This window comes from Methylobacterium sp. DB0501 (assembly GCF_011043735.1).
GTDB classification, from domain to species: Bacteria; Pseudomonadota; Alphaproteobacteria; order Rhizobiales; family Beijerinckiaceae; genus Methylobacterium; species Methylobacterium alsaeris.
Genome location: NZ_JAAKGV010000002.1, coordinates 207,902 through 224,439, shown reverse-complemented (window position 1 = coordinate 224,439; position 16,538 = coordinate 207,902). Strand labels below are relative to the sequence as shown.

Annotated in this window: 16 protein-coding genes; 8 read left to right on the top strand and 8 right to left on the bottom strand. The window is 70.7% G+C overall.

Annotated elements, in window-relative coordinates:
- The first annotated feature begins 15 nt into the window (after nucleotides 1–15).
- A complete protein-coding gene (gene nhaA / locus G4G93_RS04880; RefSeq protein WP_165081740.1) occupies nucleotides 16–1,227 on the top strand; it encodes a Na+/H+ antiporter NhaA in 1,212 nt (403 codons plus the stop codon).
- Nucleotides 1,228–1,547: 320 nt separating this feature from the next.
- Here the strand turns inward: nhaA and G4G93_RS04875 are convergent, their stop codons facing one another.
- Nucleotides 1,548–3,125, bottom strand: a complete 1,578-nt coding sequence (locus G4G93_RS04875) for a L,D-transpeptidase family protein (protein WP_395412740.1) — start codon at nucleotides 3,123–3,125, stop codon at nucleotides 1,548–1,550.
- A gap of 427 nt (nucleotides 3,126–3,552) precedes the next feature.
- Nucleotides 3,553–4,506, bottom strand: coding sequence for an acetyl-CoA carboxylase carboxyltransferase subunit alpha (locus G4G93_RS04870; RefSeq protein ID WP_165081737.1), 954 nt, complete (start codon nucleotides 4,504–4,506; stop codon nucleotides 3,553–3,555).
- 295 nt (nucleotides 4,507–4,801) lie between these two features.
- Here G4G93_RS04870 and G4G93_RS04865 point away from each other — a divergent pair, with 295 nt between their 5' ends.
- From G4G93_RS04865 to G4G93_RS04845, 5 genes are all read left to right on the top strand, one after another.
- Entirely contained in the window at nucleotides 4,802–5,920 is a 1,119-nt protein-coding gene (locus tag G4G93_RS04865) for a patatin-like phospholipase family protein (RefSeq protein WP_165081735.1), read from the top strand.
- Between the two features lie 25 nt (nucleotides 5,921–5,945).
- The gene (locus tag G4G93_RS04860) at nucleotides 5,946–6,689 is read left to right on the top strand and encodes an acetoacetate decarboxylase (RefSeq protein WP_165081733.1); all 744 of its coding nucleotides are present in this window, start codon (nucleotides 5,946–5,948) and stop codon (nucleotides 6,687–6,689) included.
- 53 nt (nucleotides 6,690–6,742) lie between these two features.
- Nucleotides 6,743–7,528, top strand: a complete 786-nt coding sequence (locus G4G93_RS04855; RefSeq protein WP_165081731.1) for a 3-hydroxybutyrate dehydrogenase — start codon at nucleotides 6,743–6,745, stop codon at nucleotides 7,526–7,528.
- Nucleotides 7,529–8,203: 675 nt separating this feature from the next.
- Entirely contained in the window at nucleotides 8,204–9,037 is an 834-nt protein-coding gene (locus G4G93_RS04850) for a YfdX family protein (protein WP_165081729.1), read from the top strand.
- Nucleotides 9,038–9,110: 73 nt separating this feature from the next.
- On the top strand, nucleotides 9,111–9,458 hold the full coding sequence (locus G4G93_RS04845) for a hypothetical protein (protein ID WP_165081727.1): 348 nt from the start codon (nucleotides 9,111–9,113) through the stop codon (nucleotides 9,456–9,458).
- 7 nt (nucleotides 9,459–9,465) lie between these two features.
- On the opposite strand, the gene G4G93_RS04840 is transcribed toward G4G93_RS04845, so the two are convergent.
- The 4 genes from G4G93_RS04840 to dapB form a co-directional block, all read right to left on the bottom strand.
- Complete coding sequence (locus tag G4G93_RS04840) at nucleotides 9,466–9,810, bottom strand: CsbD family protein (RefSeq protein WP_165081725.1); 345 nt, start codon at nucleotides 9,808–9,810, stop codon at nucleotides 9,466–9,468.
- Between the two features lie 131 nt (nucleotides 9,811–9,941).
- Nucleotides 9,942–10,868 carry an FkbM family methyltransferase gene (locus G4G93_RS04835; RefSeq protein ID WP_312891711.1) on the bottom strand — a complete coding sequence of 309 codons (927 nt, stop codon included), beginning with the start codon at nucleotides 10,866–10,868 and terminating at the stop codon, nucleotides 9,942–9,944.
- A gap of 252 nt (nucleotides 10,869–11,120) precedes the next feature.
- A complete protein-coding gene (locus tag G4G93_RS04830) occupies nucleotides 11,121–11,744 on the bottom strand; it encodes a 2,3-bisphosphoglycerate-dependent phosphoglycerate mutase (RefSeq protein ID WP_165081723.1) in 624 nt (207 codons plus the stop codon).
- 59 nt (nucleotides 11,745–11,803) lie between these two features.
- The gene (gene dapB, locus G4G93_RS04825) at nucleotides 11,804–12,601 is read right to left on the bottom strand and encodes a 4-hydroxy-tetrahydrodipicolinate reductase (protein ID WP_165081721.1); all 798 of its coding nucleotides are present in this window, start codon (nucleotides 12,599–12,601) and stop codon (nucleotides 11,804–11,806) included.
- A gap of 215 nt (nucleotides 12,602–12,816) precedes the next feature.
- On the opposite strand from dapB, the gene G4G93_RS04820 reads away from it, so the two are divergent.
- Complete coding sequence (locus G4G93_RS04820) at nucleotides 12,817–13,848, top strand: alpha/beta fold hydrolase (protein ID WP_165081719.1); 1,032 nt, start codon at nucleotides 12,817–12,819, stop codon at nucleotides 13,846–13,848.
- Here G4G93_RS04820 and G4G93_RS04815 read toward each other — a convergent pair.
- Entirely contained in the window at nucleotides 13,814–14,536 is a 723-nt protein-coding gene (locus G4G93_RS04815) for a MarC family protein (RefSeq protein WP_165082068.1), read from the bottom strand. The two genes, G4G93_RS04820 and G4G93_RS04815, sit on opposite strands and share 35 nt — an antisense overlap.
- A gap of 221 nt (nucleotides 14,537–14,757) precedes the next feature.
- Entirely contained in the window at nucleotides 14,758–15,510 is a 753-nt protein-coding gene (locus G4G93_RS04810; RefSeq protein WP_165081717.1) for a class I SAM-dependent methyltransferase, read from the bottom strand.
- Nucleotides 15,511–15,753: 243 nt separating this feature from the next.
- On the opposite strand from G4G93_RS04810, the gene gloB reads away from it, so the two are divergent.
- Nucleotides 15,754–16,533, top strand: coding sequence for a hydroxyacylglutathione hydrolase (gene gloB, locus G4G93_RS04805; RefSeq protein ID WP_165081715.1), 780 nt, complete (start codon nucleotides 15,754–15,756; stop codon nucleotides 16,531–16,533).
- Nucleotides 16,534–16,538: the final 5 nt, after the last annotated feature.

Here is a 16,538-nt window from a genome sequence, read left to right as displayed (position 1 = left end):
TGGCAGGCGGGGGACATGCAACCCGTCATCCCCTCCCCCCGGCGCCTGCCGCGTCCGCTCTCGGCCCTGCGCAACCTGCTGGTGAGCAGCGCCGGCGGCGGCCTCGTCCTGATGGCGAGCGCGGTGCTGGCCCTCATCGTCGCCAACGGCCCTTACGGCGAGGCTTATGCCCACGCGCTGCACGCCGAACTCGGCCCCCTGAGCCTGCTGCACTGGATCAACGACGGCCTGATGGCTGTGTTCTTCCTGCTGGTCGGGCTCGAGATCAAGCGCGAGATCCTGGACGGGGGCCTGCGGACCTGGCCGGACCGGGCGCTGCCGGGCATCGCGGCCCTCGGCGGCATGGCGGTGCCGGCCCTCGTCTATGCGGCGATCAACTGGTCCTCGCCGGCGACCCTGAGGGGCTGGGCCATCCCCGCCGCGACCGACATCGCCTTCGCGCTCGGCGTGCTGGCGCTGCTGGGGTCGCGGGCACCGGTCTCGCTCAAGATCTTCCTCACCGCGCTGGCCATCCTCGACGATCTCGGGGCGGTGGTGATCATCGCGCTGTTCTACACCGCCGACTTGTCCTGGCCGATGCTGGCGCTGGCCGGCGCCGTGACTCTGATGCTGTTCGTGCTCAACCGGGTCGGGCTTCGCAGGCTCGGGCCCTACCTGATCCTCGGCGCGGTCCTGTGGCTGCTGGTGCTGCGCTCGGGACTGCACGCGACCGTGGCGGGCGTGGTCCTGGCGCTGGCGATCCCGCTGCGGGCGAGCCCCGGACGGCCCGACGACGGGGACTCGCCCCTCCACGTCCTGGAGCACGCGCTCCAGCCCTGGGTCGCCTACGGGATCCTGCCGGTCTTCGGCTTCGCCAATGCCGGCGTGTCGCTCGCCGGGCTGACGCCGGGGGCCTTGCTCGCGCCGGTCACCCTCGGGGTAGCGGCGGGCCTGTTCGTCGGCAAGCAGGTCGGGGTGTTCGGCGGCGTCTGGCTCGCGGTGCGGACCGGCCTGGCGCCGAAACCCGCCGGCGCCACCTGGCGCCACGTCTACGGCGTAGCTCTGCTCTGCGGCATCGGCTTCACCATGAGCCTGTTCATCGGCGGGCTCGCCTTCGCGCAAATGCCGGAATTCGACACCGAGACGAAGCTCGGGGTGATCCTGGGCTCGGTGCTCTCGACGGCGGCCGGCGCGCTGGTGCTGTCGCTCGGGCCGAGGGCGGCGAAAAGGCCGGTGGCGGCGGAGTAGCAGCACCCGGGCCCGGCGGGGACCGGACCGGAGCATTTTCCCGACGAGGCGGATACCGGATCGTCTCGGAGCCTGTTCGACCCGATCGGCAGGATACACAACCCGCCGTGTCGTTCCGGGCTCCGCTACGCGGCCCCGGAACGACACGGCGGGTTCAATATCCGGAGAGACCGATCAAACGGAATCTCGGAAAATGCAGTAGATTCGAAGACCTGGAGCACCGCTCGACGTCACGAAGGGTCATCCCGGGCTTCCGCTGTCGCGGCCCCGCGATGACGCCGAGGGTGGAAGATCCGTCGAGGAGGCCGAGAGAGAGGATTTCAGTTCGCCGGCTGCGAGGCGGCAACGCGGTTGCGGCTCGGCGCTTCGGTGCGCTTTCCGGTCTCCGGCGCCTTCTCGGCCGGCTTCGCCTCGCCGGCCTTGGCGGCGGGCTTCGTCTCGGACGCCTTGACCTCGGCGGGCTTGACCTCCGCCTTCTTCGCCGCCGCAGGATTGAGCCCATCGACCTTGGCGGTGGCGGCCGCGTGGACGGCCGGGGCCGGGCGCGGGTGGACGATCACCTTCTTCGGCAGGGGCGCGGCCGGCGAGATTGCCGCGACCGGGGCGGTGTCGGCAGCCGGCAGGGCAGCGGGAGCGGCGGGAGGCGCCGCTGGAGCGCCGCCGAACAGGTTGCCGAGGAGCTTGCGATAGGCGGCCGGATCGCCGTCGGCGCTCGCTACGGTGATCGGAGCCGACGGAGCGGCGGCGGCCTGTGCGGCCTCGCGGGTCGGGATCGGGGCCGGGTCGGTGGCCGGCGCCGCGAAGGCGAGCGCCGTCGGCTTCACCGCCCCGTGCTTGCCCTTCTCGTGCTTGGCATCGATCTTGGCGAGCAGCGTCGGCTTCACCTTCGGCTCGATCACGATCTCTTCCGGCGCCGCCGCCAGGGCCTCGGGCCGGCTGATGGTACCCATGTTGGGCCGTGGCTGGGCCTGCTCGGCGAAGAGCTGGGTGCTCGGCGCGCTCTCGCGGAAATACGGGTGCTGGCCGCCATCCTGATAGACCAGGCGGGTCGCCGCGGCGCCCTTGGCGATCAGCTCGGCCACCTCGACCTCGTCCTTCTCGCGCTTGGCGACGACGACGGGATCGACCTTCGGGTTGCAGGCGCCCGCCGCCGCGTCCGAGCCGCCGAAGACGTAGCGGGTGCCGCAGACGCCGACCCGCGGCTCCTCGTGCAGGGCCTCGAAATAGTCCGAGCCCTCCTTGAGGTTCCGCCAGAAGCCGATGTTGGGGTCGTTGCGGAACTTGGCGAGGTTCTGCGCCGTCATCCGGAACGGATAGGACTGGAACTGGAACGCCCGCTGCCCGCCGACGAAGGCCTCGCGGGCGATGGCGTAGATCTCGGCGATCGCCTCGTCGGTCATGGCGAAGCAGCCGGCCGACGAGCAGGTGCCGTGCACCATCAGGTAGCTGCCGGTACGGCCGTTGGCGCGGTCGAAGGCGTTGGGATAGCCGGTATCGAAGGAGAGATAGTAGGACGAGTTCGGGTTCATCTGCCCCATGGCGATGGGATAGAACCCCTCGGGCGCCTGGCGGTCGCCCTCCCGCACCTTCGGCCCGAGCTGGCCCGACCAGCGGCAGATCGGGAAGGTCTTCAGCAGCGCGTACTGGCCGTCGGTGCCGCGCTTCCACACCTCCATCTCCGATTCCTTCTTGAAGGCACGGATCAGGATGGGATCGCGGGGCGACATGTTCTTCGACGCCATCAGGGCGACGGTCTTCGGCGGGATCGGCTCGCGGGCCCGCGCCGAGCCGGCGGCGGAGAACCCGGCATCCTGGCATGCTCCGAGGGACAGGGCGGCGACGAGGCCGCTCGCCGCCAGCACCGAACGCATCGCCAGACGCCCTTTCAGACGCACCATGGGAACCCCGCCTTCTCGCCCGTCGGACCGTCGGCACCCTGACGCCTCGGACCGGTCTCCCCAACCCCATAGCTTCGTTAAACTTACCCGGCTCTTACCGCAAGAACGGCCAAGATTGCGGGGATTGGTTCAACAGCGCCCTTGCCAAGCACTTCGCAGCAAGCCGGCGCCCGGCGTCACGGGGCTCACCCGCCAAGACATCCGCCCGGTCTTCGGCGAAACCAAGGCCGGGTTGTGTCTGAGGCATGGGGGTTGTGCGGGGCTGTGGATGACGGGGATGGCCCCGGCTCGGCAAGGACGCCGGAACCCGGCCGGGTCGGCGCACCGGCACTGCACGCCTCCGGATCGTCAAGGGGCCGCGAAAGTGGAGCCCGGGACGACGAACAGGCTTCGGACCCGTCGCGCAGGAAGGCAGACCGTCGGCCTCCTACAGGCTCCGCCCGATCTCCAGGAACTTCTGCGCGCGCCGGTCGCGCACCGTGTCCGCATCGAGGACCGAGAGCGGCTCCAGGGCGCTGGCGATCGCCTCGCCGGTCGCGCGGATCGCCGCCTGGCCGTCGCGGTGGGCGCCGCCGGTCGGCTCGGGGACGATGCCGTCGATGACGCCCAGCCGCAGGAGGTCCTGGGCGGTGATCTTCATCGCGGTGGCGGCGTCCTGGGCGCGGCCGGCATCGCGCCACAGGATCGAGGCGGCGCCCTCCGGCGAGATCACGCTGTAGATCGCATGCTCCAGCATCAGTACCGTGTTGGCGGTGGCGAGCGCGATGGCGCCGCCCGAGCCGCCCTCCCCGATCACCACCGTGACGTTGGGAGTCGGCAGGCCGAGGCAGGCCTCCGTCGAGCGGGCGATGGCCTCGGCCTGGCCGCGCTCCTCCGCCTCGATGCCCGGATAGGCGCCGGCGGTGTCGACGAAGGTGAGGACCGGCAGGCCGAAGCGGCCGGCGAGCCCCATCAGGCGGACCGCCTTGCGGTAGCCCTCGGGCTTGGCCATGCCGAAATTGTGCCGGATGCGGGCCTCGGTGGTGGCGCCCTTCTCCTGGCCGATGACGCAGACCGGCCGGCCGCGGAAGCGGCCGAAGCCGCCGACCACCGCCTCGTCCTCGCCGAACACGCGGTCGCCGGCGAGGGGCTGGAACTCCTCGATCAGGCCGGCGCAGTAATCGACGAAGTGCGGCCGCTGGGGATGGCGGGCGACCTGGGTCTTCTGCCAGGGAGTGAGGCCGGCATAGAGCTCGGCGAGCGCCGCCGCGGCCTTGGCCTCCAGCCGCGTCACGTCCTCGCTGATCGCCACCGCGCCGTCCCGGTCGCCGAGGGCCCTCAGCTCCTCGAGCTTCGCCTCGAGCTCGGCGACGGGCTTTTCGAAGTCGAGGTAGGAGCGCATCGGGACCTGTGCTGTGTCGGGCCGGCTTCGCAGGGGCCTGGAAGGACGCCTCGGCAGAAAAACCTGGGCGGGGAGCCGTGAACCAAAGCCCTGCGGGGATCGAGGAAGGCCTGTTCGCCGCGGCGGCCGGGATCGGGGGCCGGGCGGCGCGGAGGCTTGGCGAAGGGGCCGGCCCGTGTCAACCCGGTGACCCGGGCCGGGACCGGCGCGAAATCGGATCGGCTCCGCCGCGCAAGCCTTGCTTCGCGGCAGTGCAGCATCATCTAACCGCCGGAATTCACGCGCGGAGGCCCTGATGGACGAGGCGAACCGTGACGAGTGCCGGGTGCTGGTGCTGCAGGGCGGCGGGGCGCTCGGCTCCTACCAGGCCGGCATCGCCGAGGCGATGCAGGAGGCCGGCCTGTCGCCGGACTGGGTCGCCGGCATCTCGATCGGGGCGATCAACGCCGCGCTCATCGCCGGCAACCCGCCGGAGCGCCGGATCGAGCGGCTGCGGGCGTTCTGGGACACGGTCTCCTCCTCGATCACCGTCTCGCCCTGGTGGCCCGGCGAGCAGGCGCGGGAGGTGTTCAACGCCTGGAGCGCCGCCTTCGGGGCGACGGTCGGGGTGCCGGGCTTCTTCGCCCCGCGCGTGCCCCCGGCCGCCTTCTACCCGGCCGGCGCCCCGCAGGCGCTGAGCTACTACGACACCGCCCCGTTGCGGCAGACGCTGCTCGACCTGGTCGATTTCGACCGCATCAACCGGCGCGAGACGCGGCTCAGCGTCGGCGCGGTCAACATCCGCACCGGCAACTTCATCTATTTCGACAACCAGCGCGACCGGATTGGCCCCGAGCACGTCATGGCCTCGGGCGCCCTGCCGCCGGGCTTCCCGCCGGTCGAGATCGACGGCGAGCTCTACTGGGACGGCGGCATCGTCTCGAACACGCCGCTGCAATACGTGCTCGACGAGGAGCGGTTGCGCGACCTCGCGGTGTTCCAGGTCGACCTGTTCAGCGCCCGCGGCCCGCTGCCCCGCACCCTGTCGGAGGCGGCCGAGCGCGAGAAGGACATCCGGTATTCGAGCCGCACCCGGCTCAACACGGACGACCAGATCGAGATCCACAAGGCCAAGACCGCGTTCCGGCGCCTGTTCGACAAGCTGCCGCCCGAGCTGCGCCAGGATCCCGACGTCGCCTTCCTGTCGGAGGTCAGCCACCAGAACGCGGTGACGATCCTGCAGCTGATCTACCGGGCCAAGAACTACGAGAGCGACGCCAAGGATTACGAGTTCTCGCGCACCACGATGCTGGAGCACTGGAAGGCCGGCCGCAACGACGTGCGCCGCTCGCTGCGCCATCGCCACTGGATCGAGCGCTGCCGGCCCGACCGGGGCGTGACCGTCTTCGACCTGACCCGCGACGCGCGGGATTGACGCCCCGCACAGGAAGGAACGCCGCATGACCCGCGAGGAGATCCTGAAGGCGCCCTCGATGCCGGCCTTCAGCCCGAGCTACCCGCATGGGCCCTACCGGTTCATGCGGCGCGAATACCTCATCATCACCTACGAGACCGATCCGGACGCGCTCCGGGCCGCTCTTCCTGAGCCGCTCGAGCCGGCGCCCGGCAACCTGGCCTACTACGAGTGGATGAAGATGCCGGATTCCTCCGGCTTCGGCGATTACGAGGAGAGCGGTTCGGCCATCGTCGCGACCTACAAGGGCGAGCCCTGCAACTACTCGGTCCAGATGTATCTCGACGACGAGCCGCCGATCACCGCCGGCCGCGAGATCTGGGGCTTTCCGAAGAAATACGGCGTGCCCCGGCTCAAGGTGATGAAGGACACGCTGACCGGCACCCTGCACTACGACGAGGAGCGGGTGGCGATGGGCACGATGACCTACAAGCACCACAGCCTGGAGGACCGGCTCGACACGATCCGCGACGGGATCGGCCAGCTCAACGTCAACCTGAAGCTGATCCCGGACGTCGATGGCGGCGTGAAGGTCGCGCAGCTCGTCGGCTACCGGCTGCAGGACGTCACGGTCCACGGCGCCTGGGAGGGCGAGGCCCGGCTGCACCTGATCCCGCACGTCAATTGCCGCGTCGCCGACCTGCCGGTGCGCCGGATCGTCGGCGGCCGGCACCAGATCGTCGATTTCACCCTGCCGTACGGCCACGTGCTGCACGATTACCTGGCCTGAGACTATCTGGCCTGAAGAGCCCGGCCACCATTCGGGCCCGAGGAGAGAACGTCATGTCGCTGCAATCGAAAACCGCCCTCGTCACCGGCTCGACGAGCGGCATCGGCCTCGCCATCGCCCGGTCGCTGGCGCAGCAGGGCGCCAACGTCGTCCTCAACGGCTTCGGCAAGCCGGAGGCGATCGAGAAGGAGCGCGCCGGCATCGAGGCCGAGTTCGGCGTGACGGCGCATTACTCCGGCGCCGACATGACCAAGCCCGAGGAGATCGCCGCCATGGTGGCGGAGACCGAAACGGCGTTCGGTGCGGTCGACATCCTCGTCAACAATGCGGGCATCCAGTACGTCTCGGCGATCGACGAGTTCCCGGTCGAGAAGTGGGACCAGATCATCGCGATCAACCTGTCCTCGGCCTTCCACACCATGCGGGCGGCGATCCCCGGCATGAAGAGGAAGGGCTGGGGCCGGATCATCAACACGGCCTCCGCCCACTCGCTCGTCGCCTCGCCGTACAAGTCGGCCTACGTCGCGGCCAAGCACGGCATCGCCGGCCTGACCAAGACCGCGGCCCTCGAACTCGCCACCCACAAGATCACCGTCAACTGCATCTCGCCCGGCTACGTCTGGACCCCGCTGGTCGAGGCGCAGATCCCCGACACCATGAAGGCCCGCGGCCTGACCAAGGAGCAGGTGATCGACGAGGTGCTGCTCAAGGCGCAGCCGACCAAGGAATTCGTCACCGTCGAGCAGGTCGCGGCGATCGCGTCGTTCCTGTGCACGGATGCCGCGAGCCAGATCACCGGCACCAACCTGTCGGTCGATGGGGGCTGGACGGCGCAGTAGAGGGCGGTGGGAGAGCCGGGTTTTCCGGTTCTCCCGACCGCTTGCATGGGATGCGGACGGCCCCGCCCTCGTCGCCTCGCCGCAGGAGCCGACCTCCCCCCTCCACCGTCATGGCATCCTCGGCGTCGTCCCGAGACCGCGGAGCGGAACCCGGGATCCATCGCCGCCGACGGTGCCAGATGAGACGGCACGCCTCTCACCCTTTTTTCTGAATCCCGAGCGGTGACGGATCCCGGACTCACGCCTGCGGCGAACCCGGGACGAGGTGGCGGCTAAACGACGCGCAAAATCTCATAAACATTAGATCTTTAAATCATAAAATCATTATTTCGGTATTCTTTTATTGTGCGATTTCGCCATTCAGGGGCATGCGATCTGCCCCGATCTCAATCGCACCCTCCGATGAACTCACCGGCCTCGGGATGTGCTCGCGTCCCAGGCCGGTTTCGACGCGCGCCGATAGCGGTGTCCCCCCCACCCGCCCCCCGGACGGGACGACGCGCCACCCCGAACGACCGTCGGTTGATGCTCTTCCCGTTCGCGCGATGACGTTGAGTTACAAGCTTTTAATGAAGCGATCAGGCAACCCGCCTTCCACCCGTGTGTTATTCGAATGTCACCAACGCAGCGATGCCCCCAATCAAACCGGCATCGATTTCATAAGGAGGCAAAGTCATGTCCTACCGGAAATCCCTGGTCGCTGCCCTCGTTGCCACCACTGTTCTTGGCGGCGCCGCCTATGCGACCGAGCAGGCGGCCAAGCCGATGGTGACCCAGGAGAGTGCGGCGCAGCGCGCGGTCGATCAGGATGTCGGCAAGCTCTCGAAGGACGGAGCCCAGGCGTTCCGTGACATGCACCTCGCCCGGATCGCGATCTTCGACGCCGATCCTGCCCAGGCCAAGGCGCTCATCGGCAAGGCCCAGGCCGCCCTGGCGAAGGCGAAGACGGACGACGCCGTGTTCAACAAGGCGGAGGCCGAGCTGAAGACCCCGGCCGAGCTCGCCGCGACCAAGAACAAGGCATCGGCGGACAAGTCGTCGGTGGACAAGACGGGAAGCGTGCAGTCGGCCGCCACCGACGCCAAGGCCACCGACGCCAAGGCGAAGGACAAGGTCGCCTGGGTGCCGGTCGATGCCCAGCTGACCCTGGGCGAGGACTTCCTGGCGACGCCCGAGAAGGCGACCGCGGTGACCGAGGCGAACAAGCATCTCGCCAAGGGCGACCAGAAGGGCGCCATCGAGCAGCTGAAGCTCGCCCATGTCGACGTGAACTTCGTGATGGCGGTGCTGCCCCTCGACAAGACCGTCGCGGACGTGAACCAGGCGGCCACGCTGATCAACCAGGGCAAGTACTACGAGGCCAACGCGGCGCTGAAGACCGCCGAGGACGGGATGCGCTTCGACGTGATCGACGCGATCGGCTTCCCGCAGGCGAATGCCGCGAAGGCGCCCGCCAAGCCGGCCCAGCAGAACGCCACGAACGCCACCGACAGCAAGGCGACGAAGTAGGCCGGCACGGTAAGCTGGCAGATATCGGCCCGGGACGGCGGTCCCGGGCCGACCGCGCATGGAGGAGGCCGTCGTGAGATCAGTCTGGCTGTCGGTTCCGGTGGTGGTCGGGCTGGTCCTGTCCGGTCCCGCCCTCGCCCGAGCCTCGGGCGTTCCGGCCTACTCCGTGTCCCAGGCCTGCGCGCTCGAACGCCGCCCCGGACCGAACGCCTCCGCGGCGAGCGAGCGCGGCTGCGTCTCCGACGAGCGGGCGGCGCGGCGCTCCCTGCGGCGGCTCTGGGCCACCTTCCCGGCCTCCGACCGGCAGAACTGCCGGCAGGAGAGCGAGATCGGCGGGCCGCCGTCCTACGTCGCCCTGCTCACCTGCCTGCAGCTCGCCGACGGTACCCTGCCGACCGAGCCGCCGCCGCTGGCCCGCTGAAGGCCGCTCAGCGGCGCCCGTGCAGCAGCAGGGCGAGGCCGTAGCCGGCGGCGCCGGCGAGGAGCAGGGCCAGGAGCGGCGTCTCTTCGACGTAGTGCGTCACCGTGCGGGCGCCGCGGTGCGCCGCGTGGCGGCCGCGCTCATAGGCGTCCTCGACATAGTCGACGGCGGTGTCGGCAGCGTCGCGCAGCCCGTCGCGCGCCTCGCCCGCCAAGGTCTCGGCCCTCCCTTGCGCCTCGCGGAAACGGCCCTCCACCTGCGAGCGATGGTCGCCCGCGAGATCGCCGAGGGCAGCCTGCGCCTTGCCGCCGAGTTCGCGCGTCGCGCCGGTGATGCGATCGGTATCGACCATCTGTCTCTCCTTCGCCGGATGGCGTCCGAGGGCGCCCCGGAAAGAGGCGCCATGGGACGACAGGTGGGACGCGGCGGCATCGCGGCAATGGCCGCCCGCCCGGTTTCGGGCGGAACGGCCAGCGGGTGGCCTTACGAGGGAACGAAGCGCCGCAGCATGGCGAGGCCGCAGGAATGGCACGCCTCCTGGAACTTCGACAGGCGCTCGACCGGCACCAGCGCGTGGTTCCAGGCCAGGGGGTCGTACAGGACCTCGCCGCCGTCATGGATGGCGAGGTCCGGCCTGAGCCGGAAATCCAGGTAATCCATCTCGCGGACGAACTGGCGGATGCGGTGGCTCGGCGCGTTCTGCAGGAGCTCGATGAAGACGATCGGCCGCTCGCGGGCGATCGTGGCCCGGGCGCCCTCCAGGAAGGCGTGTTCGTGCCCCTCGATATCGACCTTGATCACGCCGATCGGGCCCGGGATGTCGAGGCTGTCGAGGGTGGCGACGGTGACCTCCAGGACGGTGGTGGCGAGGTTGCGCGGCTTGAACTCGGCCTCGAGCGAGGCGCTGGTCTCGATCAGGCCGTGGCTCGGATCGGGGATGTGCAGCGTGGCCTTGCCCGAGCGGTCGCTCAGCGCCGATTCGTCGACCGTGATCGCGTCCTGGATGTCGTTCGCCGCGATGTTGCGCCGGAGGGCCGCGAGCGCCAGGGGCAGCGGCTCGAAGGCCAGGATCGGCCGGCCCGGGGCGATGGAGGCCGCCATCACCGAGTACAACCCGGTATTGGCGCCGACATCGACGAAGGCCCCCTCAACGCGGACGAGGCTCGCCATCATCAGCATCGGCAGCGGCGCCTCGTAGCTGCCCGCCACGATGTCGCGGGCGACCTGATCGGCCCCGTTGGCCGGATCGAGCTTGAACGTGCGCCCGGCAAAGGTGACCTCGACGAAGGTCTCGTCCTGGATCCCGTCCCGGGCCTCGTCGTCGCGGCTCCTGTCTTGCGGCTCGGCGCCGGCCGGGATGTTCGGCCGACCCGACAATCGGTTCAGCACTTGTTCGAAGCCGCGCTTCACCAAAACGGAAGCTCCTTCGTCGAGAACGAGCGCAATACGGAAGAAGCCGAAGGCGCCGTGCGGATCTCCGCATCAAAATATGTTAGTTCATGAAATCCGATTTCGTCCAGGCCGACTTAATCGCCGGCGAGACGTCCCGACGCCGGACGTCCTCCCCCGATCGGAGGAGGGCATCCCGCGCCGATGGAATAGACCGTCGGACCCGGCCCGTCGCCTTGGGGGAAAATCGGGCGCGAGGGCCGGACCCGTCGCTCAGTCGTGGTCGAGGATCTCCTTCGTGGCGACGGTGGTGTCGTCCTTCAGGCGGTAGACCAGCGGCACGCCGGTATGGAGCTCGAGGCCGGGGATCGTCTCGGTGGTGAGGCCATCGAGCACCATCACCAGGGCACGCAGCGAGTTGCCGTGGGCGGCGACCAGCACGCGCTCGCCACGCATCACCCGCGGCAGGATCTCCCGCATCGTGTAGGGCAGCACCCGGGCCACGGTGTCCTTCAGGCTCTCGCCGCCGGGCGGGGGCACGTCGTAGGAGCGGCGCCAGACGTGGACCTGCTCCTCGCCCCACCTGGCGCGGGCATCGTCCTTGTTGAGGCCCGAGAGGTCGCCGTAATCGCGCTCGTTGAGGGCGACGTCGGCGATGGTGGGCAGGTCGGACTGGCCGAGCTCCTCCAGGATCAGCGCACAGGTGCGCTGGGCCCGGGTGAGCGCGGACGTGAACGCGATGTCGAACCGCACGCCCTTCGCCTTGAGCCGCCGGCCGGCCGCCCGCGCCTCCTCGACGCCGAGATCGGTCAGGCCCGGGTCCTTCCAGCCCGTGAACAGGTTCTGCAGGTTCCACTCGCTCTGGCCGTGGCGCGCGAGGACGAGAAGACGCTCCATGATGCGTGTCGCTCCGTTGGGGTCGTGGGGAAAATCGAAGGAAGGGGGAGACCGGGGGATCAGAGGCCGAGCACGTCGTTCATGCCGTAGAAGCCCGGCTCGCGGGATTGCGCCCAGAGGGCGGCCTTGACCGCGCCGGCGGCGAACAGGCCGCGATCGCTGGCGAGATGCGTGAGCTCGATGCGCTCGCCGGCCCCGGCGAAGATGACGCTGTGCTCGCCGACCACGCTGCCGCCCCGCAGGGTGGCGAAGCCGATGGTGCCGGGCTCGCGCGGGCCGGTCTGGCCGTCGCGCACCGTCACCTTGCGCTGGCCGAGCGCCACGCCCCGGCCTTCCGCCGCGGCCTCGCCGAGGAGCAAGGCGGTGCCGGAGGGCGCATCGACCTTGTGGCGGTGGTGCATCTCCAGGATCTCGATGTCGAACTCGTCGCCGAGCGTCGCCGCGACCTTGCGCACGAGGCCGGCCAGCAGGTTGACGCCGAGCGACATGTTGCCCGACTGCACGATGCGGGCGTGGAAGGCGGCGGCCTTCAGCTTGGCCAGGTCGTCCGGCGCGAGGCCGGTCGTGCCGACGACGTGGACGATGCGGGCCTGGGCGGCGAGCTCGGCATAGAACACCGTGGCGGCCGGCGCCGTGAAGTCGAGGACGCCGTCGGCCTCGGCGAAGGCCGCCAGCGGATCGTCGGTGATCGCCAGGCCCAGCGGCGGCAGCCCGGCGAGCACGCCCGCATCCTGGCCCAGCGCGGCTGAGCCCTCGCGCTCGATCGCGCCCGACAGCGTGCAGCCCTCGGTGCCGGCCACGGCCTGGATCAGCATCCGCCCCATGCGCCCGGAGGCGCCGACGACGACGAGACGCATGGTAGACATGCTCCTAGTGCCGGCGGTTCCCGACCGCCCATCCGGCGGGTCCTACAGGGGCGGGCGGGTGCTGCCAAGGCAGGGAGGGGGAAAGGCGCCCTCGCGGAACGGCCGCTCCGGGGAAGGACCGCCGGACGGGAGGGAGGCGGGGGGATATGCGCCGGCCCCTCGCCGCGCCATCTTCTCCCGCAATGCAGCATCGCGCCGGAGATCCCATGGCCTTTCGGTTCGTTCCAGGGCTCAGCCCCCGCCGCGCCGCCCGCGGCGCCGCCCGGATCCTGCGCGCCACCGCCAAGGCGAACGTCGCCGCCGCCCGCCAGACCGGCGCCCTGATGCGGCGCGGCTCGGCGGCGCTGAAGGCCGAGGCGCCGGCCCACGCCCCGCCCGGCCGCTTCGTCGAGGTCGACGGGGTGCGGATCCACTACATCGCCCGCGGCCGGGGCCGGCCCGTGGTGCTGATCCACGGCAACGGCACCATGGCGGAGGATTTCGTCATCTGCGGGCTGGTGGACCAACTGGCCAAGCACTACCGGGTCATCGCGATCGACCGGCCCGGCTTCGGCCATACCGAGCGGCCGCGGCACTGGGTCTGGACCGCCTCCGCCCAGGCGCGGCTGATCGGGCACGCGCTGGCGGCGCTCAACGTCGAGCGGCCGGTGGTGGTGGGCCATTCCTGGGGCACCATCGTGTCGCTGGCGCTGGCCCTCCACGAGAATCTCGACCTGCGCGGGCTGGTCCTGCTCTCTGGCTACTATTATCCGGGCCGGCGGGCCGACGTGGCGCTGATCGCCCCCCTCGCCGTGCCGGGACTCGGCGACGCGGCCCGCGCCCTGGTGCCGGGGGCGGTCGGAAAGGCGCTGGCGCCGCAGGTCTTCCGCCACGTGTTCAAGCCGCAAGCCGTGCCGGCGCGGTTCACGGCGCGGTTTCCCGTGGCCTTGTCGCTCTCCGCCACGCAAAGTCGGGCCAGCGCCGAGGACACCGCGAGCATGAACAGCGCGGTCGCCCTGATGCAGTCGCGCTACGCGTCCTTGCGCTTGCCGGTGGCGATCCTGTCGGGGGATGCCGACGCCGTCGTGGATCCGACCGAGCAATCCTGCCGCCTGCACCGGGAGGTGGCCGGCAGCACCCTGACCCTGCTGCCGGGCCAGGGCCACATGATCCACTACGCGGCGAAAGCCCGGATCGCGAAGGCGATCGAGGCCCAGATGGCCCTTACGGGACGGACCCTTGCCTGGCGTTCGCGATGAGCGGACCCAGCACGTCGGTGACGCCGGTGAGGGTGATCTGGGTGCCGACGCAGAGCAGCAGGAAGGCCGCGAGCCGCCCGAGCACCCGGGCCCGGGCATGGCCGAGCCGCGCGACCAGGCGGTCGGCGAAGGCGTAGGCGAGCAGGATCAGCACCGCGATGACGAGGGAGGCCGCCGACGCCCCGGCGAGGTAGGCGAGCCGGCCGACGCCGCTGTCGGGGCGCCCGGCGCCGAGCGCGATCGCCACCGCGATCGTGCCGGGCCCGGTGGTGAAGGGCAGCGTCAGCGGGAAGAACGCGATCTCGGCGAGCGAGGTCGGCTCGGGCCCGTCCTCGCTGCCCTGCACCGGCTCGGCCTGCGCCGTCTTGCGCGCCTCGCGCTGCTCGGGCGCGGCGAGCAGGGTCCAGGCCTGCGCCGCCACCACGAGGCCGCCGGCGATGCGCAACGCCGAGAGCGAGATGCCGAAGAAGCTCAAGACCGAGGCGCCGACCCAGAGCGAGACCAGCATCACGGCGGCCGCATAGACGCCGATGCGGCGCGCCAGCCAGGTGCGCTCGCCATGGGTGCGGCCCGCGGTGACCTGCGCGAAGATCAGCGCCGAGCCGGGCGGGTTGACGATCGAGAACAGGGCCGAGAAGGCGAGGAGGAAACTCTGCAGCGCGGCATCCGCGCCCGGAAACGGCATGATCGGGGCACCTCCGTGATCGAGCGCACCGCACGATCGCGTGGCCATCGGGCGGGGCTCCAGGTCTTCGACTTTTTTTGAATTTCCCGCAGCGGGTCGGCGCGGCTCCGTCGGACGGCGTGCTGACCGGACTTGCGTTGGCAGGCCAACGCTTCGTCCGCTTGGACCCTTGTCCCGGCGCAGATCTTTGTCGCAGGGCCGGCAACCGCCTTTGCGGACTCTGCTCAGGCGCCTCCCGGCACGGGGGCGGGCACCGGCACGGGCACCGGCGCCAGCACACGGGCGCGCAGCCGGGCCTTCTTGCGAGCCTGGACGGCGACCGGACGGTGGAGCTGCTTCGTCGCCTCGACCACGTGCAGGCCGGCGAAGGGCAGCGACAGGCCGGTGCCGACCCGCTCCCAGGCGCTCGCGGTGCGTAAGGTCAGCCAGCCTTCCACCGGGGGCACGTACAGGGTCTCGGCCCAGTCCTCGGGCGAGAACAGCGTCTCGCGCATCAGGCGGCCGAGCTGCGAGCGGCTGTAGGGCTGGCCGTGGCCGAAGGGCGTGGCGTCCCGTCGCGCCCACAGGCCGCGGCGGTTCGGCACCGCCACGATCAGCCGGCCGCCGGGAGTGAGCACGCGCCAGACCTCCTGCATCAGCTCGGCCGGGCTCTCCACCGCCTCGATGGCGTGGATCAGCAGCACCCGGTCGACGGCCGAATCGGGCAGCGGCATCATGGTCGGATCGACGAGGCAGGAGGCCGAGCGGCCGGAGCCGGGCCAGTTCGTCACCCCTTGCGCCGCCGGCATGAAGGCGAGCGTCCGCTCGGCGGCGTGCCGCACCGGACCGAGATACGGCACCGCGTAGCCGAGTCCCATCACCCGCAGCCCCGAGACCGAGCCGAGCATGCGGTGGACCGAGCGGCCGACGAGCCGCTGCGCCACCGCCCCGAGGGGGCTGGCGTAGAAGGTGCGCAGATCGGTGACGTCGAGGCTCATCGGTTCTCGGGACGTGCGACGCGCGCAGGCGCCGTCGGGTGTTCAATGGGGAGTGGCGCGAAGCGCGGCAAGGCGTCAACCCGCAACGCCGCCAAGCGCTCCCGGCTCTGCGCTCCCGGCTCTGCGCTTCCTGTGCGGTGCTTCCGGCTTCGGGCACCCGGTCATTCGCCGGAAGCCGGCTCGCGCGCGCGCCGCGATGCCCTATCTTCCGGCGGCACGAGGTCATTTCGAGGAAGCGCCGCCATGCCCGAGATCCGTCCGGAGATCCGCACCTTCCTGTGCCGGAGCGACAATATCGGCGTGCTGCTGCGCGATCCCGCCACCGGCGCCTGCGCGGCGATCGACGTGCCCGAGGCGGCGGCGGTCCTGCGCGCCCTCGACGAGACCGGCTGGCGCCTCACCGACATCCTGGTCACCCATCGCCACGGCGACCACGTCGAGGGCATCCCGGAGGTGAAGGCGCGGACCCAGGCCCGGGTGACCGCACCGGCGAAGGCCGGCAGCACCGTGCCGCAGGTCGACGCGACGGTGCGCGAGGGCGACGTGGTGACGGTCGGCTCGCTCGCCGCCGCGGTCTGGGAAACCCCCGGCCATTGCGACGACCACGTCACCTACTGGTTCGAGGAGGCGGGGATCGCGTTTGCCGGCGACACCCTGTTCACCCTCGGCTGCGGCCGGGTGCTCGAGGGCCCGCCCGAGGTGCTGTGGCGCTCGCTCGCGCGCTTCTCGGCGCTGCCCGACGAGACCGTGGTGTATTCCGGCCACGACTACGTGCTGTCGAATGCCCGCTTCGGGCTCGCCGCCGAGCCGGGCAACCAGAACCTCAAGGACCGGGCGGCGCTCGCCGAGAAAGCCAAGGCGGAGGGGCGCTTCCTGGTGCCGACCACCCTCGGCGAGGAGCGGGCCACCAATCCGTTCCTGCGCGCGACCGAGCCGGCGCTGGCGCGGGCGGTCGGGATGGAGCCGGGCTCCGACCCGGCGGCGGTGTTCACGGCCTTGCGCGAGTGGAAGAACCGGTTCTGACGGCG

Coding starts and splice junctions, on each gene's coding strand:
- nhaA (WP_165081740.1), top strand. CDS start 16: ATGCAACCCGTCATCCCCTCCCCCCGGCGCCTGCCGCGTCCGCTCTCG.
- G4G93_RS04875 (WP_395412740.1), bottom strand. CDS start 3,125: ATGGTGCGTCTGAAAGGGCGTCTGGCGATGCGTTCGGTGCTGGCGGCG.
- G4G93_RS04870 (WP_165081737.1), bottom strand. CDS start 4,506: ATGCGCTCCTACCTCGACTTCGAAAAGCCCGTCGCCGAGCTCGAGGCG.
- G4G93_RS04865 (WP_165081735.1), top strand. CDS start 4,802: ATGGACGAGGCGAACCGTGACGAGTGCCGGGTGCTGGTGCTGCAGGGC.
- G4G93_RS04860 (WP_165081733.1), top strand. CDS start 5,946: ATGACCCGCGAGGAGATCCTGAAGGCGCCCTCGATGCCGGCCTTCAGC.
- G4G93_RS04855 (WP_165081731.1), top strand. CDS start 6,743: ATGTCGCTGCAATCGAAAACCGCCCTCGTCACCGGCTCGACGAGCGGC.
- G4G93_RS04850 (WP_165081729.1), top strand. CDS start 8,204: ATGTCCTACCGGAAATCCCTGGTCGCTGCCCTCGTTGCCACCACTGTT.
- G4G93_RS04840 (WP_165081725.1), bottom strand. CDS start 9,810: ATGGTCGATACCGATCGCATCACCGGCGCGACGCGCGAACTCGGCGGC.
- G4G93_RS04830 (WP_165081723.1), bottom strand. CDS start 11,744: ATGGAGCGTCTTCTCGTCCTCGCGCGCCACGGCCAGAGCGAGTGGAAC.
- dapB (WP_165081721.1), bottom strand. CDS start 12,601: ATGCGTCTCGTCGTCGTCGGCGCCTCCGGGCGCATGGGGCGGATGCTG.
- G4G93_RS04820 (WP_165081719.1), top strand. CDS start 12,817: ATGGCCTTTCGGTTCGTTCCAGGGCTCAGCCCCCGCCGCGCCGCCCGC.
- G4G93_RS04810 (WP_165081717.1), bottom strand. CDS start 15,510: ATGAGCCTCGACGTCACCGATCTGCGCACCTTCTACGCCAGCCCCCTC.
- gloB (WP_165081715.1), top strand. CDS start 15,754: ATGCCCGAGATCCGTCCGGAGATCCGCACCTTCCTGTGCCGGAGCGAC.